At 60.3% G+C, this 26688-nt stretch carries 24 protein-coding genes; 8 read left to right on the forward strand and 16 right to left on the reverse strand.

Annotation, left to right across the window (positions count from 1 at the left end; all coding sequences use genetic code 11):
* Nucleotides 1–67 precede the first annotated feature (67 nt).
* Nucleotides 68–1078, forward strand: a complete 1011-nt coding sequence (locus ACSQ3J_RS21160) for an amino acid ABC transporter substrate-binding protein (protein WP_060506879.1) — start codon at nucleotides 68–70, stop codon at nucleotides 1076–1078.
* Nucleotides 1079–1518: 440 nt separating this feature from the next.
* Here ACSQ3J_RS21160 and ACSQ3J_RS21165 read toward each other — a convergent pair whose 3' ends face one another.
* From ACSQ3J_RS21165 to ACSQ3J_RS21180, 4 genes are all read right to left on the reverse strand, one after another.
* Nucleotides 1519–4665 carry an efflux RND transporter permease subunit gene (locus ACSQ3J_RS21165; RefSeq protein WP_060506880.1) on the reverse strand — a complete coding sequence of 1049 codons (3147 nt, stop codon included), beginning with the start codon at nucleotides 4663–4665 and terminating at the stop codon, nucleotides 1519–1521.
* 30 nt (nucleotides 4666–4695) lie between these two features.
* Nucleotides 4696–5835 carry an efflux RND transporter periplasmic adaptor subunit gene (locus tag ACSQ3J_RS21170; protein WP_060507028.1) on the reverse strand — a complete coding sequence of 380 codons (1140 nt, stop codon included), beginning with the start codon at nucleotides 5833–5835 and terminating at the stop codon, nucleotides 4696–4698.
* Nucleotides 5836–5888: 53 nt separating this feature from the next.
* Nucleotides 5889–6491, reverse strand: coding sequence for a TetR family transcriptional regulator (locus ACSQ3J_RS21175; RefSeq protein ID WP_060506881.1), 603 nt, complete (start codon nucleotides 6489–6491; stop codon nucleotides 5889–5891).
* A gap of 85 nt (nucleotides 6492–6576) precedes the next feature.
* Complete coding sequence (locus tag ACSQ3J_RS21180; protein WP_436040109.1) at nucleotides 6577–7497, reverse strand: LysR family transcriptional regulator; 921 nt, start codon at nucleotides 7495–7497, stop codon at nucleotides 6577–6579.
* 121 nt (nucleotides 7498–7618) lie between these two features.
* Between ACSQ3J_RS21180 and ACSQ3J_RS21185 the strand changes: the two genes are divergently transcribed.
* The 5 genes from ACSQ3J_RS21185 (at nucleotide 7619) to ACSQ3J_RS21205 (ending at nucleotide 11191) form a co-directional block, all read left to right on the forward strand.
* Nucleotides 7619–8236, forward strand: a complete 618-nt coding sequence (locus ACSQ3J_RS21185) for a glutathione S-transferase family protein (RefSeq protein WP_060506883.1) — start codon at nucleotides 7619–7621, stop codon at nucleotides 8234–8236.
* A 54-nt stretch (nucleotides 8237–8290) separates the two neighbouring features.
* Nucleotides 8291–9292, forward strand: coding sequence for a pyridoxamine 5'-phosphate oxidase family protein (locus tag ACSQ3J_RS21190; protein WP_060506884.1), 1002 nt, complete (start codon nucleotides 8291–8293; stop codon nucleotides 9290–9292).
* Between the two features lie 123 nt (nucleotides 9293–9415).
* Nucleotides 9416–9850, forward strand: coding sequence for a low affinity iron permease family protein (locus tag ACSQ3J_RS21195; RefSeq protein WP_060506885.1), 435 nt, complete (start codon nucleotides 9416–9418; stop codon nucleotides 9848–9850).
* 88 nt (nucleotides 9851–9938) lie between these two features.
* Nucleotides 9939–10412, forward strand: a complete 474-nt coding sequence (locus ACSQ3J_RS21200) for a GreA/GreB family elongation factor (protein WP_060506886.1) — start codon at nucleotides 9939–9941, stop codon at nucleotides 10410–10412.
* Nucleotides 10413–10507: 95 nt separating this feature from the next.
* Nucleotides 10508–11191 carry a DUF2161 domain-containing phosphodiesterase gene (locus tag ACSQ3J_RS21205; protein WP_060506887.1) on the forward strand — a complete coding sequence of 228 codons (684 nt, stop codon included), beginning with the start codon at nucleotides 10508–10510 and terminating at the stop codon, nucleotides 11189–11191.
* Here the strand turns inward: ACSQ3J_RS21205 and ACSQ3J_RS21210 are convergent.
* The 10 genes from ACSQ3J_RS21210 to ACSQ3J_RS21255 all read right to left on the reverse strand — a co-directional run bounded on the left by ACSQ3J_RS21210 (nucleotide 11188) and on the right by ACSQ3J_RS21255 (nucleotide 23333).
* Entirely contained in the window at nucleotides 11188–12336 is a 1149-nt protein-coding gene (locus ACSQ3J_RS21210) for a serine hydrolase domain-containing protein (RefSeq protein ID WP_060506888.1), read from the reverse strand. The genes ACSQ3J_RS21205 and ACSQ3J_RS21210 overlap by 4 nt on opposite strands.
* On the reverse strand, nucleotides 12333–13217 hold the full coding sequence (aguB, locus tag ACSQ3J_RS21215) for an N-carbamoylputrescine amidase (RefSeq protein ID WP_060506889.1): 885 nt from the start codon (nucleotides 13215–13217) through the stop codon (nucleotides 12333–12335). Before aguB ends, ACSQ3J_RS21210 begins: the two co-directional genes overlap by 4 nt.
* Before the next feature lie 2 nt (nucleotides 13218–13219).
* Complete coding sequence (locus tag ACSQ3J_RS21220; protein WP_060506890.1) at nucleotides 13220–14251, reverse strand: histone deacetylase family protein; 1032 nt, start codon at nucleotides 14249–14251, stop codon at nucleotides 13220–13222.
* A 67-nt stretch (nucleotides 14252–14318) separates the two neighbouring features.
* Nucleotides 14319–15353 carry an extracellular solute-binding protein gene (locus tag ACSQ3J_RS21225; RefSeq protein ID WP_060506891.1) on the reverse strand — a complete coding sequence of 345 codons (1035 nt, stop codon included), beginning with the start codon at nucleotides 15351–15353 and terminating at the stop codon, nucleotides 14319–14321.
* A gap of 24 nt (nucleotides 15354–15377) precedes the next feature.
* The gene (locus ACSQ3J_RS21230) at nucleotides 15378–16178 is read right to left on the reverse strand and encodes an ABC transporter permease (protein WP_060506892.1); all 801 of its coding nucleotides are present in this window, start codon (nucleotides 16176–16178) and stop codon (nucleotides 15378–15380) included.
* Entirely contained in the window at nucleotides 16171–17091 is a 921-nt protein-coding gene (locus ACSQ3J_RS21235; RefSeq protein ID WP_060506893.1) for an ABC transporter permease, read from the reverse strand. The genes ACSQ3J_RS21230 and ACSQ3J_RS21235 overlap by 8 nt, the downstream gene beginning before the upstream one ends.
* Before the next feature lies 1 nt (nucleotide 17092).
* On the reverse strand, nucleotides 17093–18193 hold the full coding sequence (locus ACSQ3J_RS21240) for an ABC transporter ATP-binding protein (RefSeq protein ID WP_060506894.1): 1101 nt from the start codon (nucleotides 18191–18193) through the stop codon (nucleotides 17093–17095).
* A gap of 111 nt (nucleotides 18194–18304) precedes the next feature.
* The gene (locus ACSQ3J_RS21245) at nucleotides 18305–19978 is read right to left on the reverse strand and encodes an amidohydrolase (protein WP_436040112.1); all 1674 of its coding nucleotides are present in this window, start codon (nucleotides 19976–19978) and stop codon (nucleotides 18305–18307) included.
* An 85-nt stretch (nucleotides 19979–20063) separates the two neighbouring features.
* The gene (locus tag ACSQ3J_RS21250) at nucleotides 20064–22988 is read right to left on the reverse strand and encodes an aminotransferase (RefSeq protein WP_436040113.1); all 2925 of its coding nucleotides are present in this window, start codon (nucleotides 22986–22988) and stop codon (nucleotides 20064–20066) included.
* A gap of 198 nt (nucleotides 22989–23186) precedes the next feature.
* Complete coding sequence (locus ACSQ3J_RS21255) at nucleotides 23187–23333, reverse strand: DUF1127 domain-containing protein (protein ID WP_082512336.1); 147 nt, start codon at nucleotides 23331–23333, stop codon at nucleotides 23187–23189.
* A gap of 295 nt (nucleotides 23334–23628) precedes the next feature.
* Here ACSQ3J_RS21255 and ACSQ3J_RS21260 point away from each other — a divergent pair, with 295 nt between their 5' ends.
* Nucleotides 23629–23808 (forward strand): hypothetical protein, encoded by a 180-nt coding sequence (locus ACSQ3J_RS21260; protein WP_060506897.1) that lies wholly within the window; start codon nucleotides 23629–23631, stop codon nucleotides 23806–23808.
* Nucleotides 23809–23842: 34 nt separating this feature from the next.
* On the opposite strand, the gene ACSQ3J_RS21265 is transcribed toward ACSQ3J_RS21260, so the two are convergent.
* A complete protein-coding gene (locus ACSQ3J_RS21265; protein ID WP_436040114.1) occupies nucleotides 23843–24424 on the reverse strand; it encodes an NUDIX hydrolase in 582 nt (193 codons plus the stop codon).
* Nucleotides 24421–25425 (reverse strand): LacI family DNA-binding transcriptional regulator, encoded by a 1005-nt coding sequence (locus ACSQ3J_RS21270; protein WP_060507030.1) that lies wholly within the window; start codon nucleotides 25423–25425, stop codon nucleotides 24421–24423. Before ACSQ3J_RS21270 ends, ACSQ3J_RS21265 begins: the two co-directional genes overlap by 4 nt.
* Before the next feature lie 184 nt (nucleotides 25426–25609).
* Here ACSQ3J_RS21270 and ACSQ3J_RS21275 point away from each other — a divergent pair, with 184 nt between their 5' ends.
* Nucleotides 25610–26641, forward strand: a complete 1032-nt coding sequence (locus ACSQ3J_RS21275) for an ABC transporter substrate-binding protein (protein WP_060506899.1) — start codon at nucleotides 25610–25612, stop codon at nucleotides 26639–26641.
* Nucleotides 26642–26688 lie beyond the last annotated feature (47 nt).

A 26688-nucleotide genomic window follows, 5' to 3' on the forward strand; every position in this document is an offset into this window, starting at 1 on the left:
AGCTTGGCAGCGCTTAGCGCTGCCCGGACGGGATACGTGTGACTAAAAACCGGAGGAGGACAAAATCATGAAATCAGCAATTCTTGCATTGTTTGCCGCAGCGACGCTGGCAGGCACGGGAGCACAGGCGGGCACGCTGGACATTTCTCGCGAACGCGGCGCGCTGCGCTGCGGCGTCAGCCAGGGTGTTCTCGGCTTTTCGAGCCCGAACGACAAGGGCGAATGGGCAGGCTTCGACGTTGATTTCTGCCGCGCCGTGGCGGCAGCGACACTCGGCGATTCCAGCAAGGTGCAATATGTGCCGCTTTCCACCAAGGAACGCTTTGCCGCCCTGCAATCCGGTGAAGTCGACCTTCTGTCGCGCCAGACCACCTGGACCCTGTCGCGCGATACCGATCTTGGCATGAGCTTTGTCGGCGCCAACTATTATGACGGCCAGGCCTTCATGATCCGCAAGGATCTGGGCGTAAAGAGCGCCAAGGAACTGTCGGGCGCTTCGGTCTGCACCGAAACCGGTACCACGACCGAACAGAACATGGCCGATTACTTCAGCGCCAACGGCATCCAGTACAACGTAATTGCCTTTGAAAAGCCCGACCAGACCGTGCAGGCCTTCGGCACCGGCCGCTGCGACGTCTATTCGACGGATGCCTCCGCGCTCTACGCCCAGCGCCTGACGCTGACCGATCCCGACAATTACATGGTCCTGCCCGAGGTCATCTCCAAGGAGCCGCTCGGACCGGCCGTTCGCCAGGGCGACGAGCAATGGTTCAAGATCGTTCGCTGGACCCTGTTCGCGCTGATCGAGGCGGAAGAACTGGGCATCACCAAGGAAAATGCCGCCAAAACGGCGGAAGACGGCACCGTGGCGCAGAAGCGCTTCCTGGGTGCAGACGGCGCGATCTCCAAGAACTTCGGCCTCGATCCGAAATGGGCTTTTCAGGCCATCTCGGCCGTCGGCAATTATGGCGAAGTGTTCGAGCGCCATCTTGGCAAGGACAGCCCGCTGAAGATCGAGCGCGGCCTGAACAATCTCTGGAACAATGGCGGTCTGGTCTACGCCCCGCCGCTGCGCTGATCAAAGCGCATAAACGTCCTGGGCCGTCGCGAGGTCATACTTCGCGGCGGTTTTTTTTGTGTTTGCATGTAGACGAGGGAAAACAGGCCTAGAATCGAAAAAGCCTGCCGCGGGAGGAGGTGCGGCAGGCTTTCGAATAGAACCGAATGGCAACTGGGAGGAGGAGTGTTGCCATTCCGCAAGCGCCCTCTGGGAGGAGGAGTGAGGCCGCTTGCATATCGAAGCTCTGCGGGAGGAGGTGCATTGCTTCGATGGTTTTAATATACATTGATTCAGCTTAAATTGTAGGCAGAGTTTTGCAGGGCAGCCATGCGCTATGCGCGTACCAGATGGCTCGCTGTACTCTAAATCGTTTCAATGCGCCTCCCCTGCCCTCGGCCTGCATTGCAGGTTGCGGCGCACGCAACACCAGCCGCCGGCATTCTTCACACTGGGGAAGATTATTCCGCTGCGATCGCGGCCGGATATCCTCCAGTCTCCTCCGCTTCATTGTCTGCTGGCTCCGGCTCAGAAACCTTGCTCTTCGGCTGCTTGCCAAAGAATAGCGCATAGCCGGCCGGAAGGACGAGGATGGTCAACACGGTCGCAACCAGGATACCGCCCATCATCGCATAGGCGAGCGGCCCCCAGAATACGCCGCGTGAGATCGGGATCAGCGCCAGCACCGCCGTCATCGCCGTCAGCACGATCGGCCGGAAACGGCGCACGGCCGAACCAACGATTGCTTCCGTCCGTTCCATGCCTGAAGCAATATCCTGATCGATCTGATCGACAAGGATGATCGAGTTGCGCATGATGATGCCGAGCAGCGCGATGACGCCGAGGATGGCGACGAAACCGAACGGGGCGCCGCTAATGAGGAGTGCGGCGGCCGCACCGATGATGCCGAGCGGGCCGGTTGCCAGAACCAGCATCGCCTTGCCGAAATGCTGAAGCTGGATCATCAAGAGCACGACGATGACGGCGAGCATGACCGGCGCTTTGTCGGCGATCGACTGCTGGCTCTCGGCCGCATCCTCTGCACCGCCTTGGATCTCGACGGAATAACCGGGCGCAAGACTGTCACGCAGCGGCTTCAAGTCGGCATACATCTTCATGGCGACATCGTTTGGCTGCACGCCATCGGGAAGCGTGCCGCGCACGGTAATCGTCGGCAGGCGGTTGCGACGCCACTCGACGCCCTGTTCGAGAACAGGCGCGACCTTGGCGACCTGCGACAGCGGCACGTAACTGCCGAAATCGGTCGGGACATAGATCGAGTGCACGGCCGTCAGCAGATGGCGGCTGCTTTCCTGCTCCCGCGCAACAATAGAGACCGTTTCCTCGCCGTCCCGGAAATCGTCGAGCGGCGCGCCGCTCATCGTCGCCTGCAGCATCTGGCGGATGCGCTGCGATGAGACGCCGAGCGCGCGAGCGCGGTCCTGATCGATCACCAGCTTCATCGCCGGAACCGGCTCCAGCCAATCGTCGTGGATGGCGCCAAGCTCAGGGTTTTCGGCAAACTTCGCCTTCACCTGGTCGGCGATCCGGCGAACCTCGGCGCGATCGTGCCCGGTGACACGAATCTGGACCGGCCAGCCGGTCGGCGGGCCAAGGAACAGGCGGTCGACCTTGCCGCGGATCGTCGGAAAATCCTCGGCCAGAATGGTGCGCAGCTTGACGATCAGCCGTTCGCGGGCCGGCTCGTCCTTGGCCATGACGAGCAACTGGGCGAAATTCGGATTGCGCAGCTGCTGATCGAGCGGCAGGAAGAAGCGCGGCGCGCCCTCGCCGATATAGGTGGCGATGAATTTCTTGTCGGTATCGTCAATGATCCTGGCCTCCAGAGCCTTGGCCTGGGTTTCGACTTCCTTGATGCTGGTGCCTTCCGGCAGCCAGAGATCGACGAGGATTTCCGGACGCGACGACTGCGGGAAGAAGTTTTTCGGGATGAACTGGAACGCCCAGAGGCTGGTCATGAAGGTGACGAGCGTCAGGGAAAGAACAATGATGCGGTGGCGCACCGCCCAGCCGACGGTTGCACGCAGGCGGCGATAAAAGCGCGTATCGAAGACATCGTGATGTTCTCCGGCATGGGCGCGCTGCTTGAGGATCATATAGCCAAGCCAGGGCGTGAAATAGACCGCCACGAACCAGGAAACGACCAGCGCAATGCCGACAACATAAAACAGCGAGCGGACATATTCACCCGCTGTTGATGCGGCAAAGCCGACGGGAATGAAGCCTGCCGTGGTGATCAGCGTGCCGGTCAGCATCGGAAATGCGGTCGAGGAATAGGCAAAGCTGGCGGCATCGAGCTTGTCGAGCCCCTCTTCCAGTTTGCGCTCCATCAGCTCGACGACGATCATCGCATCATCGACCAGAAGCCCGAGCGCAATGATCAGCGCGCCCAGCGAAATACGCTGCAGGTCGATGCCGAGCTCATACATGATGGCGAAGGTGGCGGCGAGAACGAGCGGAATGGCAATGGCGATCACTAGGCCTGAGCGCCAGCCGATCGACAGGAAGGAGACGACCAGCACGATCACCAGCGCTTCGCCGAGCGCCTTCATGAATTCGCCGACTGCCTCGGTGACCACTTCCGGCTGGTCGGCAATCTGGTCGACCTTCACACCATAGGGAAGTGCTGTTTCAAACTGCTTGTAGGTTTCCTCGACGGCTGCGCCGACATCGGTCACCTTGTAGCCCTTGGCCATGACCACGCCGATCTGGACGCTGTCTTCGCCGTTGAAACGGTATTTGCGCTGATAAGGGTCTTCCAGACCTGAGGAGACCGTGGCGATATCGCCGAGCCGCGTAACCTCATTGCCGGAGCGCAGCCGCAGTTCGCGGATATCGGACGGCTGGGTTACCCCACCCTCGACCGAGATCCGCACGGAGCGCGTGCCGGTATCGACGGAGCCTGCCGGATCGACATTGTTCTGACCCTTGATGGCGTTCTGCACATCGGCCAGCGTCAGCCCGCGCGATGCCAGCACGGCAGACGAGATGTCGATGTAGATCTTCTGCGGCTGATCGCCGATGATCACGGCCTTTTCGACGCCCGGGGTCGTCAGCAGCATGTCGCGCGCCTGGATGGCGAACTTCTTCAGCTCCGGATAGCTGTAGCCCTCGCCGCTCAGCGAATGCAGGGTGACGAAGGTGTCGCCGAACTCGTCGTTGAAATAGGGGCCGAGCAGGCCCTGCGGCAATTCATTGGCGATATCGCCGACCTTTTTTCGTACCTGATAGAAAGCATCGGCCACCTCAGCTGCATTGGTATCCCCCTTAACCTGCAGGGTGATGATGGCACTGCCGGCGCGGGTATAAGAGCGGACGAAATCGAGATGCGGGGTTTCCTGCAGCCTGCGCTCGATCTTGTTGACGACCTGATCCTCCATGTCCTGGATCGACGCGCCCGGCCAGATGGCCTGCACGACCATGACGCGGAAGGTGAAATCTGGATCTTCCTTTTGGCCCATGCGCATCAGGCCAAGAACGCCTGTGATCAGGATGAGGCCGAAAAGGAAGCGGGCGATGCTCGGATGGCCGATTGCCCAGCGCGACAGGTTGAAGGACTGCTTGTGGTCGGAGGAGGAGGAGGTCATCGGCGTTATTCCGCTTTCGATGGATCTGGGTCAGCGCACGAGTTGCGTGTGTTCTGTGGCAGCCAATTGCTGTGCGACGTCGTCGCCGACCTTCACTTTCAGGCCTTCGGTCATGAACTGCGTGCCGGCGGCGACCACGACATCGCCGGGCTTCAATCCCTCGGCAATCCGCACACCGTCACCAGTAAAATCAGCAACCTCGACCGGGCGGGAATGCACGGTCTCGGCGGTGCGATCGACGGTCCAGACGATCGGTTCGCCCCCCTTCCTGGCAAGCGCGCTTAGAGGGATGGTGACGAACTGCTGGACGTCGGAAGCGGCGGCAATGATGCCGGCGGTCATGCCGAGAAGCACGTTTTGATCATTCGGCAGGCTGATACGCACCGCAAATGTCCGCGACTGTGGCTCAGCGCTGCCGGCCACCTCCCGCACCTTGCCCTGCAGCATCAGGGAGGCATCCGACCAGAAGCCGACCGTGACCACCTTGCCGGGCTTGAACTGGGCGATATCCGTCTCAGGTATGGCGACCAGCACTTCCTTTTCGCCATCAACGGCGACACTGACAACAGGCGTTCCCGAGCCGACGACCTGGCCGATATCGGCACTCACCGCAGTAACAATGCCGTTCTGGTCGGACTTCAGGTTGGTATAGCTGACCTGGTTTTTCGCTTGGTCGAGCGCCGAGCGGGCCGAGTCACGCGTGGCGACGGCCTGATTGTAGCTGAGCGTTGTCTGTTCGAGCTGCGATTTCGGCGAAACATTCTTGGCAAACAGCTGTTCGGCACGCACTCGCGCCAGTTCCGCCGTCTCGACCTGCCGCTCAGTGGCATCAAGGCTTGCTTTCGCACTGGTCAGAGCAAGCTCGTAGTCGGACGGGTCAATACGGGCGAGCAGATCGCCCGATTTGACCCGCTGGCCGATATCGACGAGGCGTTCAGTGATCTTGCCGTTGACGCGGAAGCCGAGGTTCATTTCGGTGCGGGCGCGCACCGTGCCGGAATAGCTGAGCGTGCGCGACGTATCGATGGCGGCGATCTCGACCACTTTCACCGGGCGCACGATCTGCCTGGTCTCGGCTTTTTCTTCGGAGCAGCCGGACAGAGCCAGCACTGCGGCGGAAAAGATCGAAATGGCAGACAGGCGAATATAGGTATTGCTCGGCGAAAGCATGTTCGCACTCCTGATCAAAAATGAAGCGTGGGAGCGGGCCTTGGCGGCCGCGTTCATCTCAAGGCATTAATTGCAAATTCGGTAATTTCGTCGGGCGTCGCCCGGTTTGGCTTGGAGAGACATTGCGCCACCATTTGCGGATGGCACATGACCACCGTGGCGGCCCCGAAGGACCGGGCGGCAACCGCAGGATCCTGTTCGGCAAATTCGCCGGCGGCGATACCCTGGCGGATGATCTCTTCCAGCAGTTCGTGCATACGGTCGATGTGTTTTTCGATCACGTGCCAGTCTCGCTCAATGGCGACGACGACCATCTCGTGCACCTTTTCATGATCAAGCATTGCGGTGACGATCAGCTGATACTCGGCATACAGGTAGCGACGCAGACGGTCCGCCGCGCTGATCGGCAATTGCGAGATTTCATAGGCTTGCTGATAACTACCAGCGAGCATGCGGCCGCAGATCGCCTGATGGATTTCGGTTTTCGAGGCAAAGAAGCGATAGATGTTGGCCGGCGACATGCCGAGATCGCGCGCAATATCGGCGACGTTGGTCTTGGCGTAGCCATAGTGCCTAAACAGCCGTTCCGCCGCTTCCAGGATCCGCGTTATATTTTCCTGCCGCGCAATATCCGGACTATCCGTGTTGCCGTCCATAATGAGACACTTTCGAATTACGACTGACGAATTTAGATTTTCGTCAGTCGTAATTCGAAATATGGCCACTGTCAACTGCAGCGCTTTAACTCTCCATCAAAGACGCCGCCGCTTGCAGGTTCCGATTATCCCGTAATTGCGCGACCAGAAAGTCCACGAACGCCCGCGTCTTGGCCGAGATGTGGCGCCCCTCAGCGTGCATGACATGGATGGGAATGGGCGGCTCCTCATAGCCGGCCAGCACGATATCGAGCGTCCCGTCCCGCACCGCCGATGCCACCTGATAGGACAGCGCGCTGGTCAGGCCCCAGCCGCTGAGCGCGGCAGAGATCGAGGCATCCACGGTATTGCAGAACAATCGCGGACGCAGCGTCACATGGCTCTTTTCCCCGTCCACGAAACGCCAGTCCTGCGGCGCGGACGAACCGGTATTGGCGATAATGGTGTGCCCCGCGAGGTCAGCGGGAACCTGTGGCACCGGGTGATCCTTAAAATAAGACGGAGCGCCGCAGACGACCCGCCGCACGCTGCCGACCTTGATGGCGTGATATCCTGAATCCGGCAATTGCCCGATGCGTAATGCAACATCGATGCCCTCTTCCAACAGGTTGACAACGCGGTCGAGCAGAAGGGCGCGTCCGTTGACGGCCGGATGCAGGGTCAGAAACGATGTCATGACTGGCATCACATAGATTTGGCCGAAGAGGACAGGTGCCGTGACCGTCAGCAGGCCGGAGGGCGTCGCATGCGAGCCGCCAGCCGAAGCTTCGGCCTCATCGATATCGGCAAGGATACGGCGGCAATCCTCGACATAGCGGCTGCCGGGCGCGGTCAGCTTCACCGATCGCGTTGAGCGCAGAAAGAGCCGCGCACCCGTCAGGACTTCGAGACAGGCAATGGCCCGGGTGACGGCCGGAGGACTCATGTTGAGCACACGCGCAGCCTGCGCGAAGCTGCCCGTATCGGCAACCTTTACCAGAACCCGCATGGATTGAAGTCTGTCCACTGCCGCCTCCGTATGATTATTCCAAAAATTGGAATGATATCTTGTCTTTTATCGCACTTCTGTTGGTGTGAGGAAATAACCATCTTGCTCCGGGGCGATCAACGCCACTTGGAGAGCAACGATGAAACTTTACTATCACCCTTTGTCCGGCCACGCGCATCGCGCCCGGCTGTTCGTCTCGCTGCTTGGGCTCGATGTGGAGCTGGTCGAAGTCGATCTTGCTGCCCGTGCCCACAAGGCTCCGGACTTCCTCAAACTCAATCCGTTCGGACAACTGCCGGTGCTGGACGATGAAGGTACGATCATCCCCGATTCCAATGCCATCCTTGTCTATCTCGCCAAGAAGAACGGAGCGAAGAACTGGTTGCCGGAAGATCCGGCAAGGGCTGCCTCCGTGCAACGCTGGCTGTCGGTAGCCGCCGGGGAAATTGCCTATGGCCCCGGTGCCGCACGGCTTGTCACCGTCTTCGGTGCGCCTTTCAATGCGGACGAGGTCATTGCACGCGCCCACGTCATCCTGCAGCGCATCGAGGCCGCTCTTGAGGGCCGCCAATGGATTGCTGCCGGTCATCCGACTATCGCCGATGTCGCGCTTTACAGCTACATCGACCGCGCGCCGGAGGGCAATGTCGATCGGAGCGCTTACGCCAACGTCAATGCTTGGCTAAGGCGCATAGAAGCGCTTCCTGGCTTTGTTGCCTTCCAGAAGACCGCAATCGGTATTCCGGAGGCTGCCTGAGCAGGCCTCCGGATTTCCCGGCGGTTTACCGGCCAGATATCAAAGGATCAACAGATGTTCGCTCTTCACACGACAGATCAGCCGTCGCCCTGGCATGCGGGCGAACGGCTGCTGCAAGATCAGGCCGGTGTTGGCGAGCGTATGGAAGAGCTCGGCCGACGGGTGCTGCGCGATCATCTGATCGACCAGCACCGCGCCTTCTATCCGCAACTGCCGTTCATCGTGCTCGGCACGGTGGACGATCAGGGCGATGCGTGGGCGACAATACGAGCGGCGAATCCGGGCTTTCTACAAAGCTCCGACCCGTACACACTGAACGTCCGCCTGGACCGTGAGCACGACGATCCGGCGGACGGTGGAATGAATGACGGGGCAGCGATCGGCATGCTCGGCATCGAACTGCACACCCGGCGCCGCAACCGGCTGAACGGAACCATCCACCGGTCCGGGCCGCTTGGGTTCGATGTGGACGTCGGCCAGTCCTATGGCAACTGTCCGAAATACATTCAGCTGCGTGACTACCGCTTCGTTCGCGATCCTGCGCAAAGCTCTGCCGTCAAGCCGACAGTCCTGAATGCGCTCGACGCCGGCGCCCGGCAGATGATTGCGGCAGCCGACACGTTCTTCGTCGCGACCTATGCGGCGTTTGAAAACGGTGAGCGGCAGGCGGATGTCTCGCACCGTGGCGGAAAGCCCGGCTTCGTCCGGGTTGGCAGCGACGGCGTACTGACCATCCCGGATTTTGCCGGCAACCTGTTCTTCAACACACTCGGCAATATCCTGGCCAATGGAAAGGCTGGTCTGGTTTTCGCTGATTTCGAGACCGGCGATTTGTTGCAGTTGTCCGGCGATGCTCATGTCATTGTGGATTCGCCCGAAATTGCGGCATTCGAGGGTGCCGAGCGCCTATGGCGCTTTACGCCGCGCCGCATCATCCGGCGGCCGGACGCGCTGCCGCTGCGCTGGGCCTCCCATGACGAAAGCCAATCACCGAGCTTGCGGATGACCGGCAACTGGGAGGACGCTGAAAGCCGTTTGAGCAATTCGGCAGTGTGACGCACCGGCGCGGAACACCGTTTCCCGGGCGAATCCCCTGATTTTCGCTGGCGTGTGCAACCCGGCAGGAACTTCCGTTGCTGCCGGGACTTTAGGACGTGGCGCGACCTTAGGGAGGAAACCATGTCTGAAAAACCCAGTCTCTTTTCAAGATTTTCCGGCGGGGTCGCACAACTGACCGGCAAGCCCGCAACCTTCGTGATTGCCGTGGCGGGTATCGTTATCTGGGCGGTCACCGGCCCGCTGTTCGGCTTCTCGGAAACCTGGCAGCTGGTGGTCAACACGGGCACGACGATCATCACCTTCCTAATGGTTTTTGTGCTGCAAAATTCGCAGAACCGCGACGGCAAGGCCGTTCAGGCAAAGCTCGACGAACTGATTCTCACCAGCGAAGCCGAGAACCGTTTCATGGGCATCGAACATCTCGACGAGAAAGAACTCAGGCGTTTGACCGAGCTTTTAAGGCAAGCGGCCGAAAATGATCCGGACCATGCGCTTGCCGGAAAGGTCGACCATATTATCCGGGACCGGCATACGAAGCTGAAGAAGAAAGTGTGATCGGTTTGCCTTTTCGAATGCGCACCCGACAGTTGGGGCATAAATGAGCGCGAAAAGCGTGGTATATGTTGGTATGGAGGAGATACCGATGAGCCGCGCATTCACCAAGGAAATCGACGACGCCCCGCCGCCGCCCGTTCCAGAACGACCCATCAGCACGGCTCGCAACCTCGTCACGCCCAACGGTGCCCGGCAGATCGAACAGATGGTTGCAGCGCTAATGCAGCAGACTGCGGCAACCAGCGACAGCGAGTTACGTGCCGCCCTCAAGCGCGATCTGCGCTATTGGGAGGCGCGCCGGGCCAGCATGGAGGTCATGGAGCCCCTCTCCGAGCCGGGAACGGTTAAATTTGGAACGCATGTCTCCATCAGGCGCGGTGGGGCGGTCAAAGATATCCGCATTGTCGGAGAGGACGAGGCGGATCCATCAGCCGGGGCAATCGCATGGACATCGCCACTTGCCCGCGCACTCGAAGATGCCGCACCGGGCGACACGGTGGAGTTCGCAGTGGCGGACCGCGAAGAGGAGATCGTCGTTCTTTCCGTTGCCGGAATGAACTAGACCCGGCAGCGCCAGCCCTGCACATGACCATCATTTCATTGATCTCGCCGACAAATCACGGCAAGACCGTGCAGACGATGATGTGAGGACATGATTTGGAGACCGCGCTCTATCTGCCGATCAAGGGCTTTCTCGAAGCCGCCGGCTACAGCGTCAAGGGCGAGATCGCCGGGTGTGACCTGGTAGGACTGAGCCCGGACGAGCCGCCGGTGGTGGTCATCTGCGAACTCAAGCTGAGCTTCAATCTGGAACTGATCCTGCAGGCCGTAGACAGGGCTGCGGCCAGTGATGAAGTGTGGATCGCAGCGCGTGTTTCGGCCAAGGGCAAGGGCCGCGAAAGCGATGGCCGCTACCGCAATCTCTGCCGGAGACTCGGATTCGGCATGCTCAGCGTTGCCGACAACGGCACTGTCGATGTGATTGTCAGCCCGCAAGCGCTGATGCCGCGCAAGAATCCTCGCAAACGGTCCCGTCTCGTCACTGAACACAAAAAGCGCAAGGGCGATCCGGCCATTGGCGGCAGCACCCGCTCGCCGATCATGACGGCCTACCGGCAACAGGCGCTGGCCTGCGCCGCAGCGCTCCAAGCCGGCCCTTTGCGGTCAAGGGACCTGAAGGCAATCACCCCCTCGGCAGCAACGATCCTGCGCGGCAATGTCTATGGCTGGTTCGAGCGCATTGACCATGGTGTCTATGGCCTGACGGCCACCGGTGTCGAGGCGCTGATCCGTTGGCCGGTTGCGGCTGCTAACGAAGACGCCGCAACCGCAGCCCTTTAGAGCGCCGCGCGGGAAACCGTGCGCAGCATCGAAACGATGGCCTGGTCCAGTTCAGCGTCGACAGGCAATGTCTGCGACGACAATTTGACGACCACCGTCGCGGTTGCCGGATCGACCCAGATCCACTGGCCGTGAATGCCGATGGCGGCAAGCTCGCCCTGTCCGGTCTCGTACCAATAGTTGCGGTAACTGCCGCCCGGAAACAGGCTTGCCTGATCGCCTTTCTTCCACGCATCCCGACTGCCACCGGTCCATAGATCGTCAACGAATGCCGCCGGGAGCAGGCCAGCACCTTTCTGGCGGACAAGTTCGCCGGTCAAGGCGAGATCCCGCGCCGTTGCCGACATGCCGCCCGCGGCGCGCGCCGTGCCGGCGCGATCGACCGTGATCATCGCATTCGAGCCGGCACCCATCGGCTGCCACAGGTGCTCGCTCAGCAGGTCCGCCAGCCGGCCATTGGCGGCCCGTTCCAGCACGATGCCCGCAAGATCGGTATCCGGAGAGCGATAGGCATGCTTTTCGCCGTGCTGCCAGCCGCCCTTGCCGATGCTGCAGATGAAACCCAGCAAATCAAGTGCGGGACTCTCCGGACGGTCGGGGTTCCAACCGGTCGCCCGCCGGTAACGGTCGAACCCGCCGGATGTATCGAGATAGTCCTCGACGAAATCGACGCTGATCTCCATGTCGAACAACTGCTGCACCGTCGCATCCGCATAGGCTGACCCGGCGACCTCGGGGACATAGTCGATCACCAGCTTGCCGAAGGAGAGCAACCCCTTGTCCGCCAGAATCCCGGCAAGCAGCGCCGTCAGGGATTTCGACACGGAAAAGATGATGTGCGGGCGCGAGGGGCTGGAATGATCCGCCGACCATTCGGCAATGATACGCCCGTCCCGCATCACCAGAAATTCGTCGGTCTCGCTTGCGGTCAAAAACGCCTTGAGCGATTGCGATGTACCATCAACTCCCGCTACTTGCAGATCTCCGAGACCGGCAAGATCAAGATAAGCCCCGTGTTCGTCCGCGCCTTTGGCCCTGATGACGGCGGAGGGAACGATCTCGCTGACATTCTGGAAGGCCCATTTTGAAAAGGGGACTGTCCGCCAGTTGCTAAGCCTGACGTCCGAGCGTCTGAACTCCGTCATGTCCTGTCTCCTCCATCGGCGGTCGCCAGCACGCCGTAAAGTTCCGGGCGGCGATCACGGAAAATACCCCAGGCTGCGCGATTATCGGCAAGCTGCTGCCGGTCGAAACGGGCAATCAGCACCTCTTCACCATCACGCCCGGCGCTCGCAGTAATCTGGCCATCGGCACCGGCGATGAATGATGAGCCGTAATAGGATTGCGACTGGCCGCCGATCGTTTCCGCGCCGATACGGTTGGCTGCGGCGACCGGCATCATGTTGGCGGCTGCATGGCCGCGCATCACCATACGCCAATGTTCCATGGTATCGAGATCGGGGCGTTTGGGCTCCGAGCCGATGGCGGTCGGGTAAAGGATGAGTTCGGCCCCCATCAGCGCCATTGCACGGGCGGCTTCCGGAAACCACTGATCCCAGCAGATGCCGACGCCGATCACACCGAAACGGGTCGGCCACACCTTGAAGCCGGTATCGCCCGGGCGGAAATAGAATTTTTCGCTATAGCCCGGACCGTCGGGGATATGAGATTTCCGGTAGATGCCGAGGATGTCTCCGGTGGCATCGATCATAGCGACGCTGTTGTAAAAGGCCTGGTTCTTCTTCTCAAAGAAGGACACAGGCAGGACAATCCCGAGTTCACCCGCCAGCGCCTGAAGCGGCGCGATCACCGGATGTTTGGCAAGCGTATGCGCCCTGGCGAAATGAACCGGATCCTGCGTCTGGCAGAAATACAGGCCTTCGAACAGTTCCTGCACCAGCACGATATTGGCGCCGGCATTTGCCGCCTGCCGGATCAGCCGGATGGCGGTGGCGAGATTTTCCGCAAGATCATCCGTGCAGGCGAACTGGACGACGCCCAGGGTCACGACCGGATTTGATGTCACGATCAATTGCCCTCGAAGCCGGTCAGCACGCTGACGGCGTTGACGCCGATTTCGGCGACGGCGTAGCCGCCTTCCATGACGAACAATGTCGGCAGGTTCAGCCGGGCGATCCGCTCGCCGATCTTCGGGAAATCCTCGGTCTTCAGCTTGAACTTGCTGATCGGATCCTTCTCGAACGTATCGACGCCGAGCGAGATCACCACCACGTCCGGATTGTAGGCGACCAGCTTGCCGCAGGCGTCTTCCAGCGCCTCGCACCAGCGTTGCCAATCCGTGCCGAAACGCATGGGATAATTGAGGTTATAGCCCTCCCCCTCGCCTGCGCCGCGCTCATCGGCATGGCCGAGGAAATAGGGGTATTCCTGCATCGGATCGGCATGCAGATTGATCACCTGCACGTCGGAGCGGGAATAGAAGATCTCCTGCGTGCCGTTGCCATGGTGATAATCGACATCAAGGATCGAGACGCGCTTGGCGCCGTTGTCGCGGAACCATTGCGCCGCCACAGCGGCATTGTTGATATAGCAATAACCGCCCATGAAACCGGCACCGGCGTGATGACCGGGCGGGCGGCAGAGCGCGAAAGCGGAGCGTTCACCGTCCTGAACAAGGCCCGCTGCCGTCAGCGCCACGTCATGCGAGGATTTGATCGCGTCCCACGAGCCTTCGACGATGCCGCAGCCGGCGTCGAAGGAATAATAACCCAAGAGCCCATCGATGAATTCCGGCGGCACGTCGCCGCGCAGGCCGCGTGTCGGCCAGGTGAAGGGAAGCGCGGTACCGGTGCGTCCCTCCGCCGTCCAGCGGTCCCAGATCGTCGGCAGGAAATCGAGATAATCCTTGCGATGGATGCGCGCGGCCGTCGTCAGGTCATGCTCCTGCGGCGGCAGGATCGGTCCGAGCCCGACCGTCTTGATCCGCCCCGAGACATACTCGGCGCGCGAGGTCAGTTCGAAGCCGGGAACGATGGCGCCAGCCACCAGTTCAAGCTGGTTGGCATGGCCGAGATGGCGGGGCGAGAAGACGGTTTTCATGGAAACATCCAGCGTCAGGAAATGAAAACGCACCCCACTGCGACCAGCGGGGTGCGATTGGAACGGGTTACTTCTGCAGCTCGGTCCAGATCTTGGTGTAGAGTTCCTGAACTTCCGGCGGGCAGGTCTGCGAAGGGACGCCGACCGAAGCAAACTCGGCCGGGATGTCGATTTCAGGTGCGCCCTTCATGTCAGCTGGCATGAATTCGCCCGAACCGGCGATACCATTGGCGTAGCGGTGGAAACCGGAATTCATGCCAGCATTGGCCGGATCCATCATGAAGTTCTGGAAGAGCTTGGCATTCTCGACATTCTTGGCATCCTTGAGCACAGCAAGATTGTCGCTCCAGTTGACATAGCCTTCCTTCGGATAGCCGAATTTGATCGCAGGGTTCGCCAGACGCTGACGGAAGGCAGAGCCGTTCCAGTCGCTGGAGGCGGCAAAATCGCCCGATCCCATCTTCTGGATCGTGCCGTATTCCATGGCTACCCAGTTCGGCTTGGCGGCGACAAGCGTGTCACGAACCTTCTTGAGGATGGCGAGATCGCCCGTGCACTTCTTGCCGCCGTTATAGAGCACGGCCGCGTCGATGACGTCGGTCATTTCCGGAACGACGTTGACCTTGCCCTTCAGCTCGTCCGGCGTGTTGAAGATGATGCCCCAGGTGTTGATGTCACCCTTGTAGACGTCGGTGTTGACGACGGTACCGACGATGCCCATCGCCCATGGAACGGTATATTTGCGGCCCGGATCGAACTCGGGGTTCTGCCATTCCTTGGCGACGTGGCTGAAATTCTCCATTTTGCCCGGGTCGGTCTCGAGGAAAAGACCCTCCGAGATCCAGATCGGAATGTAGTTCTGCGACGGCACGACCATGTCGAAGCCGGAGCCACCCTGGCGGACCTTGGCGAGCGCCGTGTCGTTGGAATCATAGTCGGTGATCGTTACCTTGACCTTGTACTGGTCTTCGAACTTCTTGATCATCTCGGGGCTGGTATAGTTGCCCCAGTTGTAGATGTTGAGTTCACCTTCCGCCCGCGCAAGGCCGGTCGTCGCGAGAAGCGCGGCCGTTGCGGCCATGATCGTGGTGATCCGTTTCATGATGCTGTTCCCTTTTCCCTCTTGTTAGACACGTTTTCTATTGACGATGAAGAAGACGGTGACGACACCGATCGACAGGAGCAGGAACAGCGTCGAGATCGCGTTCATTTCCGGCGTAATCGAGCGGCGGATCTGGCCGAGCATGTAGGTCGGAAGCGTATCCTGGCCGGCCGACTTGACGAATTCGGTGATAACGACGTCATCCAGAGAAATCACGAAGGCCAGCATGAAGCCGGCGAGAATTCCGGGCCAGAGCAGCGGCAGGGTAACGTAGCGGAAGGCGTTCCATGGCGTTGCATAGAGATCGGCCGCGGCCTTCTCCAGCGTCAGATCCATATTCTCCAGCCGCGCCCGGATCGGCAGATAGGCAAACGGAATGCAGAACGCCGTATGGGCGGCGATCAGGTAGCCGAGGCCGGAATAGCCGGTCCAGATCTTGATGCGGGCAAAGAAGATCAGAAGCGCAACCGCCGTGACGATTTCAGGGATCATCAGCGGCTGGTTGATGAAGGCGTATTTCAGGGTCAGGCCGCGATAGGGCTCCGTCCGCGTCGTCGCCAGCGCCGCCATGGTGGCCGCGATCGTTGCAACGACCGCCGCAACCGAGGCGATCTGTAGCGACCGGATGGACGCGTCGATCACCTGCTGGTTCTGGAACGCCTTGGCGAACCAGCGCAGCGAAATCCCATCGAAGGAGGCAAGGGATTCGCCCGCGTTGAACGAATAGAAAACCAGAACGCCGATCGGCAGATAGAGTGCAAAGAAGCAGGCCACGGCTATGGCGGTAAAACCGCGCTGACGGCGGATGGAGAATGCCCTAGCCATGACGGCTCCCTTGCGATCCGGCATTGCGGACATAGACCAGCAGCGCCACCATGACGATCAGCATCAGCGTGATCGACAGCGCCGATCCGAGCGGCCAGTTGCGGCCCTGGCCGAACTGCAGCTCGATCAGGTTTCCGAGCATCATGTTCTTGCCGCCGCCCAGAATGCTGGGCGTGACATAGGCACCGAGGGCGGGGATGAAGACCAGGATGGAGCCGGCGATGATGCCGGGCTTGACCAGCGGGATGATGATTTTCCGCAGCACGCGGAACGGGGTCGCATAGAGATCATAGCCTGCCTCGACCAGGCGGAAATCCAGTTTTTCCATGCTGGCATAGAGTGGCAGCACCATCAGAGGCAAATAGACATAGACCATACCGGTCAGGATCGCGCCGTCGGTGAACAGCATCTGGATCGGCTTTGCAATCAGGCCGGTTTTTATCAGCAGGCCGTTGATCAGTCCCTCGTTGCGGATGACTTCGAGGATGGCGAAGGTACGAATGAGAAGATTGGTCCAGAACGGGATGGTGATCAGGAAGAGCCACAGTTCGCGGGTCTTTTCGGGGCGCGTGGCAATGAAATAGGCCGTCGGAAAACCGACCAGCAAGGTCAGGATGGTGGTGACGAGCGACAAGCCAACGGAGCGCATGAAGATTGAGATATGGGCGCTCGCAAGCGACAACGTCTCGTCGAAGATGTCCTTCTCGAGGAAGACGCCGATCCAGCCTTCGAGCGACGGGGCCCATTGCACGTCGCCATAGGGGCCGGGTGCCAGGAACGAATAAAGGAGAACGATCAGCAGCGGGCCGGTTGCTGCCAGCAGGATGATCAGGAGGGCGGGAAGTGAAAGCAGCCACCGCTTGCGGATGTCCTTGCTTTGCTCTGCCTCGATCGTCCCCGCTGCGTCTGTCATCTCAGTTCCTCAAGACCCTGGCAGCGTTGGCTTCAAGCGCGATGCCAACCCTGTCACCTGCGGAAAACCGGGCGGCCTGCAGGGGCTTGTTCTGCTCTCGCAACGTAAACACCGTCTCGCCGTCGGATAGGCGGACGTGGTAGTGCGTATCCGTGCCGAAATAGACGACATTTTCAAGCGTGCCGTTCATCTGGCACGCGGCCGGCTGATCGGGCGGGCAGAGCGTTGCATGCTCCGGCCGTAGAACCACGGTCACTTCGCCCTCGGCATGGAAATCCTGTGGCACCGTTGCCGAAATGCGGCCAGCGACCGAAGTGTCGACATCCGCAACGCCGTTCACGACCGAGCCAATCCGGCCTTTCAAAAAATTGGTCTCGCCGATGAAGTCGGCAACGAAGCGATCCGCCGGCGCATCATAAATCTCTCTCGGATTGCCGACCTGCAGGATCTTGCCCGACGACATCACGGCGATGCGATCCGACATGGTCAGCGCTTCTTCCTGGTCATGGGTGACGAAAATGAAGGTGATGCCGGTTTCTGCCTGCAGCCGCTTCAACTCGATCTGCATGTCCTTGCGCAGCTTGTAATCGAGCGCCGACAGCGGTTCGTCGAGAAGCAGTACCTTCGGCTGGGGCGCAAGGGCACGCGCCAGCGCGACACGCTGCTGTTGGCCGCCGGAAATCTGGCTCGTACGCCGTCCGGCAAGCGCTTCCATGCGCACCAGCTTCAGCATGGCATCGACGCGGCTCTTGATTTCCTGCTTCGGCTTGCCGAGCATGGTGAGGCCGAAGCCGATATTTTCCGCCACCGTCATATGCGGAAACAGGGCATAGCTTTGGAAAACCGTATTGATCGGCCGCTTGAAAGGAGGCATGGCGGCGATGTTCTCGCCGTTCAACAGGATTTCGCCGGATGTCGGATATTCGAACCCGGCAATCAGCCGCAGCAGCGTGGTCTTGCCGCAACCGGAGGGTCCCAGAAGCGTGAAGAACTCGTTCTGGCGGATCGATACCGATGTGTTGTCGACGGCGGCGAACGCAAACTCGCCAAAGCCGAATATCTTAGAAACCTGGCGGATTTCGACCGCGTTCAATTCCGCCATATGCGGCCCACTACCCGTTGCATGAAGCTGTTCCCGCCTTTTCGGCTTTGCGCTAGGTGACCACAGCGGCTTCGCGTTGACAACTGGATTCTTAATATTTTGATCAAAATATTACCGGGTCGAGAAACTGATCCGTCCGCCACAAATTGTGGTGGTGGGCTTAATCATCTGCAACTCGCTGGGAGCCACATCCTCGATATCGCCGTTCAACACGACGATATCGGCAAGATACCCTTCCTTAATCCTGCCCTTGCGATCTTCTTTGAACTCCGCGTAGGCGCCTTCGACACAATAGGCATTGAGCGCTTCCATCAGCGAGAAGGATTGATCCGGATCACTCTCTGCCCAGCGTTCCCGCGTGACGGCCGCCTCGATCCCGATGATCGGATCGATCGGCGATACCGGCCAGTCGGAGGCAAAGCAGATATGCGCACCGGCATCCTTGAGCGTACGCCAGGCATAGCTGAGCGGCCAGCGATCCCGGCCGATGCGCGATACGGTCGGCTCTAGCGGCACACCGGCGCAACCCGGCGGATGTGGCGGCTGCATCGAGGCGATGACACCGAGTTCGGCAAACCGGGCGATGTCATCGGGATGCACCACCTCGATATGCTCGATGCGGTGGCGGCTGTCTCGAGTGCCATTCTGCGCGCGCGCGGCCGCATAGCCGTCGAGCACCGCCCGCACCGCGCCATCGCCAATCGCATGAACAGCAATCTGCAAGCCGCGCCGGTCCGCTTCAACGGCAACCTCCCGGAACGTTTCAGGCGTGAAGAGCCCCTCGCCGCAATCGCCGGGTTTGTCGGCGTAAGGCTCGACCATCACCGCAGTCCAGCTGTCGAGTACGCCGTCGTAGAACACCTTGACGACGCCGGATGAGAGCCAGTCGCTATCGTACCGCTGGGCCAGTTCGGACGCTTTTTCGAGCATGTCGATCGACATGAAATTCTTGAAATGGAAGGGGATGATCACCCGGCACGGCAGGCTGCCGTCCTGCTTCTCGATCGCCGCCAGCAGCTGCAGCTGGTAGAGATTGCCGTCCATGTTCTGGATGGTGGTAATACCGTGCCGGGAGCAATAGTCGAGGCCGCGCCGCATCACGGCGATATCCTGCGCCCATTCCGCCTCGTTCGGATAGGGATCGGGCTCGCCGCCGGTCGACAGGCCGAGGCGATAGCGGTCAAATCCGCCGACCGCCTGCAAGGGGCTGAACGCTTCCATCTCGCGCAATTCCCCGGTCGCCAGGCCATCCGCGCCGACGACCACCTCGTTGCCCGGCCCCAGTTCGGCACCATGCAGCATGCCGACCAGTTCAAGCGCCCTGGTATTGGCCCAAGCGGTGTGATGATCGGGCGCAAACAGAACCAACGGCTGGTGCGCAAGGATCGCATCGAGATGATGGCGCGTCAGCCGTTCGGTGTCGCCAAGGATTGTGTAGTCGGTGCCTTGGGCGAACAACACCTTTTCTGCAGTGCGCGTCGCAGCATAGGCCCGCACGGCTTCGCTCAGCGCCGCCAGTCCGCTGACGCCGGCCAGCTGGAGATGATCGAGCTCGGCAGCGCCTGAAAACAGGTGCATGTGATTTTCGGAGAAACCCGGTAGCACCGTGCCGCCTGCGGCATCGATCACCTGTGTGGCAGCGCCTCGAAACGGCTCCATCTGCGCTTCTGTGCCAACGGCCAGGATATGGCCGGCGGCCAACGCCACCGCTTCGGCGCGCGGCCTATCCTCATCCAGCGTCAGAACACGAGCATTGAGGATGATGATATCGGCGGTCTGCGTCATGATGCTACTCACTGCTTGCCACAAAGAATGTGCCGCGAGCTAAGCCGATCCGGCCACGCAATTCAACAGGGGTAGGAATATTTCCTCACCATCCGTCCGACAGCACACGCTCCAGCATGTCGGCGAAGAAATCGGCACTCGCGCGCGACAGGCAAAGCGGCGGCTTGATCTTCAAGACGTTGAGATGATCGCCGGTCGGCTGCATGATGACGCCGAGTTGCAGCAGCCGGTCGCAGATCGCGGCTGTTTCGCCGGTCGCGGGCGACAGCGTCTCGCGGTCGCGCACGAACTCCAACCCGAGATAGAGGCCCATCCCGTGCACGGCGCCGACAATCGGGAACCGCTGGCCCAGTGCCTCCAGACGCCGCTTCAAGTGATCGCCAACACGACGGGCGTTCTCCTGCAGCTTCTCGTCGCGCATGATGTCGAGCACTGTCATGCCGACGACCGAACTCACCGGGCTACCGCCTGCAGACGAGAAGAAATAACCCTCCTTCTCCAGCGCATCGGCGATCGCCTTGGTGGTGATCACGGCGCCGAGCGGGTGGCCGTTGCCCATGCCCTTGGCGACGGTGATGATATCGGGGATCACGCCCTGCTCTTCAAAACCCCAGAAGTGATGACCGAGACGGCCGTAACCGACCTGGACTTCATCGGCGATACAGACACCGCCGCGCGCCCGGACCATCGCGTAGATCTCCGTGAGATAACCTGGAGGGAGGGGAATGCCGCCGGCATTGCCATAGACGCATTCGCAGATGAACCCGGCCAGCCCCTTGCTGTCCCGGTCCAGTTTTTCCAGCGCCGGCATGACGGCGTCGATATAGGCGGCGGTCGATCCGTCCCCGCGAAACGGGCCGCGATAGGTATTGGGCGACATCACCGGGTGCACCCAGTCCGGCCGGGTGGTCAGCGCCTGCGGATTGTCCGCAATCGAGGTGGAGACCGCATCGCTGGCAACCGACCAACCGTGATAGCCTTCCAGCAGGCACAGCATATTGCGCGCGCCGCTGGCTGCCCAGGCGAGCCGGAGCGCCAGATCGTTGGCTTCCGAGCCGCTATTGACCAGAAACACCGTATCCAATCCCTCCGGCGCAAGATCGGCCAGCCGTTCGGAAAATTCCGCGACGGCTGCATAGTGGAAACGGGAATTAGTGTTCAGCCGCTGCCACTGCCGGTGCACGGCATCGGCGAGACGCGGGTGACCGTGGCCAAGGATCGTGACGTTGTTGACCATGTCGAGATAGGCGCGGCCTTCGACATCGACCATATGTTCGCGCAAGCCGCGTTCGATCTGCGGTGGGGCCTCGTAATAATTCTTCTGCGGCCTGGCAAAATGGCTCTGGCGGCGGGTTAGAAGCGATGCACTCTGGGGCGCTGGCGCGTCGCAGTCGAATCCGAGGAGCTTTGCCGGTGATGGGCATAAAACCGTCCATGCTGCAGCCTGACCGGGCGAAACGAACGGCGGTGGCACGATATCCTTTTCGCTGCAGAGCTGGACGCGCAGCACTCCGTTTTCACCGGATGTTCCGGCGACAAGGCCAAGCGGCTGACCTGGATGGATGAAATCGTCCGGGCCTGGCACGGCTTTGACGCCGGAAAGATGCAGCGCTGCATCCCGCCCCAGCAATATCAGGCCATCATCGATGGATTTCAGAATGCCGCCGAAAGGCGCAGACATGCTGGTGCCTGCGGGCAAAAGCAGATCGACATGCAAAGCATATGTTTGCCCAGGCTGCGGTGAACGCAGCACGGTCTGGGTCAGACGGTATTCGCCGTAACGGGTCGAGACAAAAGCATTGTCCCGACACGCTGCCGAAAGCAGCTGGTTCTTGAGCCCGGACTGCGGCCACGCAACGCCATCGAGCAGATCGCTTTGCGTATCCAGTGCGATCACTGTGATTTTAGATAAGTCGAGCTCCGGCAATAGCCGCTCGCCGCCGATTGCAGCGCCCGGATCGCCCATTTGGCCGACAGCTTGCAGGATGGCGATTTCCATGAGGGCTGAAGGCACAGAGACAGCGACCTCGAATATCTGACGTTCATGGTCGATATTGCCGCTGACATAGCCATTGTCCGGGTCGAGCGCGAGTTGCTGCTCGCTGCTTGCCACCAGAACGGCGGCGCGTGCGACGATCAAGGGCCAAAGCGCGCGCAGTTCCGCTTGATTGAGCGGAAAGACCTCGTGGAACGCCTTGACCGCAGGCAGGATCATGAAAGGGTCACCATCGGCATGATGCAAAAGTGAGGCACAAGTGACCGCGAGATCTGCGGCAATCCAGCCATTGATGACATCGCCGAAGTCGATCACGCCATCCGGCATCAACTGGCCACTATCATTGGGCAGGCAGACGACATTATCGTCAGTGACGTCATGGTGGATCGCCTGCTGCCTCAATTCAGACTTCAGGCCGTCAAGCCGGCGCATGGCTGCATCCATCGCCCGGCTGATACGCTGCCTGCGATCCGCATCCTTCACCGCTGACAGGAGATGGTTGACGGCGGGTTCGGCGTTTCGCAGATCCCACTGCAAATCCCGCGACAGGCCCGGATGCGTAAAATCTGCAAGTGCCAGCGCCAACCTGCCGCCCAGGGCGCCGAGTGCCGCAACCGTCACCTCCGGCAGATGTTTGCGCCGCGTCAGGGGTTGGCCCTCGATATAGTCAAGCAGGCGGATCTGATAATCCTCACCGCGCACCGTGACGAACACGATGTCGGCGCCATTGCCGCCAGCAAACACTTTCGGCACGCGGGGTGCGGCGGCCTTGCCGGCGATATGGCGCAATGCGGCGTTCTGCGCTTCAAGCTCGATAGTCGCATAGTCGGCACGGCAGATTTTCAGGACGAAACGGCCGTTTGCCGCGTCAATGCGATAATTGCGGTCCTGCTGGCTGCCGAGTTCGGCGATCGGCCCCGACAGACCATAGTGCACGGCAAAAAGGCTCGCGGCATCCTCGGCATTCACATCGGGCCGCGACAATGCCGCCCGCCGCAAGAAAGCATGTTCCAATCTCTTGCCCCCCGGAATCAGATTGCAGGCAGATTGGCACAACCATGTGTGAACGCGAATGACAAATCGGAGCGCCGTTTGTCAACTTTCAGATGAGCGCGGCCCACCGTCCCTTCGTCGATAACGCGAAACGCAAAAACGCCCGCTGCAAGGCAACGGGCGTTTCTGTAAGCTTCGCTGGAGGCGGTATGTCAGGTATTAACGAGCAACTGAGGCGCGGGCGATGCTTTCGATGTCGGCACGGTCAATGCCAAGATCGCGCAGTTCGCGGGAGGTCATACGGCCCAGTTCGGTGACCGTCTGACGGTACTTGCGCCAATTGTTGAAAGAGCGTGCTACGTTCATGATGATCCCCTTTCTAGGGCTTTCCGGGCCCGGCAGCCATTCAGCGGCGCCGTTGTCGTTTTGATGAGCTGTATATAAGCCTCCCGATTATGGAGGAACAGCGCCAAATCTTCAGGCCACCCATGCACTGGCCGCATAGTCCAGATCCGCGTTAAGCGGCAGGCCGCTTGCAGGAAATTGCACATGCCCACTTCGAAGAACGCGGGAAAAGGCGTAAGATTGTTTTTTGCATTCCTGGCAGGAACTTTTCTCACCGTGCAGCATTGCAATCGCTGAGCAAACAGGAGTTTCTAACATGCTCGCAAAATTTTCCTATCTCGCGTTTGGGTTCGTTTTGGGCGCCGCTCTGCTATTGACCCTGACAATGGTCAACAACAGCAGCATGGCATTATCGAAAACCAGCCGTCTGAACCCGACGGCCACGCCTGCCTATAACGTTGCCCCCGCGGATTTCGCCATGGAGCGGTTTGGCTAGGCGCAGTTGCAGGAATTCACTGAAATCATCGCGGTCATGCGTGATCGCGAGAGTGAATACCGCGGATTAATTCAGACTTAGCTCGTATTCGGGATGGCTTTACGGTGACAGCCCGTTGCATCGATAGCAAAAGCCCCTTCAGCTCCGGCTCGCGAACACGCCGGGCCGCCTCGACGCAGGACACCCATTCGCTGAGCCGCTGACCCTTCTCGCGAAACACATCACAGCTTTCGCTGACATCGAGCAGATGGACCTGAACACAGCAGGGCGCGCGTTGGCCATTGTCGAACATTTTCAGATAGGTGAAATATCCGAACGGCTTTTTCTTCGCCTTGCCGCGCACGCCGGCCTCTTCGAAGGCTTCGATCGCAGCAACCTCATGTGGCTTCTTGCCAGCCATCGGCCAGCCCTTCGGAATAATCCAGCGGCCGCTTTCGCGGCTGGTAACCAACAGCACCTCGAACATGCCGCCGTCTCCGCCGATACGGTAGCAAAGGGCGGCAAACTGCTCGCGCATTCTCTCCTTGAACAGCGTGCCGGTAAAAGGTGCCAGTTCAGATAGAAATGTCGCCGATTTTTTCGATGTTTTTTTCAGCGCACTGCCCATGGGACTCAACCGCCCCGGATGGAGGTTCGCCACACCAGATCGGCATGCAGGCGCACCGTATGGTTCTCGGATTCCGCCGTCTCCGATACCAGCCAGGACACGGCCTCGCGCGCCGTCATATCCACTGGCTGCGCGAATGTGGTCAGCCCATAGGATGACCAGGACGCCTGTTCGATATCATCAAAACCCGCCACGCAGATCTGATCCGGCACAGACATTGAAAACTGGTGCCGTGCGGCATCCATAAAGCCGCAGGCGAGCAGATCCGTGGCACAGAACACCGCGTCAGGGCGCTCCTTGCGGGTCAGAAGCTGCTGGGCGACAGCCCGGCCGCTTTCGTACCCGGTATGGCCAAACCGCTCGACCATCACATCGAGACCCATAGCCTTGGCAGCGGCAACGAAGCCGTGCTCACGGGCCATCAGGCTCGGGGTGCCCGCCTGCGAATTGGCAAAGGCCAGCTTGCGGCAGCCGGCTCGCACGAATGCCGTGGCGATACGCGCCGCCGCGTCCGCATCGTCGAGATTGATCTTCAGCGGACCTTCCCTGTCGTCATCGCGATTGATCAGCACCAGCCGCTGGCCATTCTTCAGACAGAGATCGGTGATCGACTTGTCCGGCAAGCCGGACAGGATGATTGAGGCATCGGCGCGGTAGCGAATAGCTTGCCGGAGCGCCAGGTCGGCGCTGCCATCCGAGCGGTCGGTGTTGATCAGCATCGCGACCTTGCCGGAATTCTGCAACTGCTGCGTCAGGGAGCGCAACAGGGCCGAGCGGTAGGGCGTGCCGATCTCCGAAACGATCAGGCAGACGATTCCGCTTTCGTTGCGCATCAGGCCGCGGGCGAGATGGTTGACATGGTAGCCGAGCGCGTCAGCGGCATCGAGGACCTTTTGCCGCGTTTTCGGCGAAACGCTGGCGCCGGACGTAAACGTGCGGGAAACCGCAGAGCGCGAAACGCCTGCTTTTTCCGCCACTTCCTGAGCACTGACGAACAATTTCTGCGACACCGGCGCACTCCACCCTTGATGGATAATCTGCACAATTTTGCAATTGCGTGCAAGCATTCGATTGATCGAAATGTGACAGTTTTATGAAGATTTTGTTTGACAGCCGTTTTCATCTCATGCAGCATTTGCACACGCTTGCAAAAGCGATCGGCGTGGAGGCGCTGTTTCAACAGGAGGAAGTTTCATGGGTTCACGATATATTGCCGTCGCTGCATTTGCCGCCGGAACGACACTGTCCGCCTTTTCGGCCCAGGCCGCCGGCGATCTCAACCTGATCTGCTCGGCTGACGTGGTCATCTGCGAGCAGATGAAGGGCGACTTCGAGAAGGCGCATGGTGACATCAAGGTCAACATGGTGCGCCTGTCATCCGGCGAGACCTATGCCAAGATCCGTGCCGAAGCGCGCAACCCGAAGACCGATATCTGGTGGGCCGGCACAGGCGATCCGCACCTGCAGGCAGCATCTGAAAACCTGACGCAGGAATACAAGTCGCCGATGCTCGACCAGTTGCAGGATTGGGCCAAGAAACAGGCGGAAAGCTCCGGCTACAAGACGGTCGGCGTCTATGCTGGTGCGCTCGGCTGGGGCTATAATACCGAGATTTTCAAGACCAAGGGCTTCAAGGAACCGAAGTGCTGGGCCGACCTTCTCGATCCTGCCTTCAAGGGTGAAATCCAGATCGCCAACCCCAACTCGTCCGGCACCGCCTATACGGCGCTTGCCTCGCTCGTCCAGATCATGGGCGAAGACCAGGCCTACGACTACCTGAAGAAGCTCAACGCCAACATCTCGCAATACACCAAATCCGGCTCTGCCCCGGTAAAGGCTGCAGCGCGCGGCGAAACAGCGATCGGCATCGTCTTCATGCACGATGCGGTTGCCCAGACGGCCGAAGGTTTTCCGGTCAAGTCGGTCGCTCCGTGCGAAGGCACCGGTTACGAGATCGGCTCGATGTCGATCGTCAAGGGCGCGAAAAACCTCGACAATGCCAAGACATGGTACGATTGGGCGCTCCAGCCGGATGTGCAGTCGCGCATGAAGGATGCGAAGTCCTTCCAGCTGCCGTCCAACAAGACGGCCGAAATCCCGAAGGAAGCGCCACGCTTCGAGGACATCAAGCTGATCGACTACGACTTCAAGACCTATGGCGATCCTGCCAAGCGCAAGGAACTGCTTGAGCGCTGGGATCGCGAGATCAGCGCCAACGCCAACTAAGAGAGAACCGGCCGGGCCGTGGCTGTTGCTGCGGCCTGACCCAAGGT

Source organism: Rhizobium sp. LjRoot98, assembly GCF_964252935.1.
Classification (GTDB): domain Bacteria; phylum Pseudomonadota; class Alphaproteobacteria; order Rhizobiales; family Rhizobiaceae; genus Pararhizobium.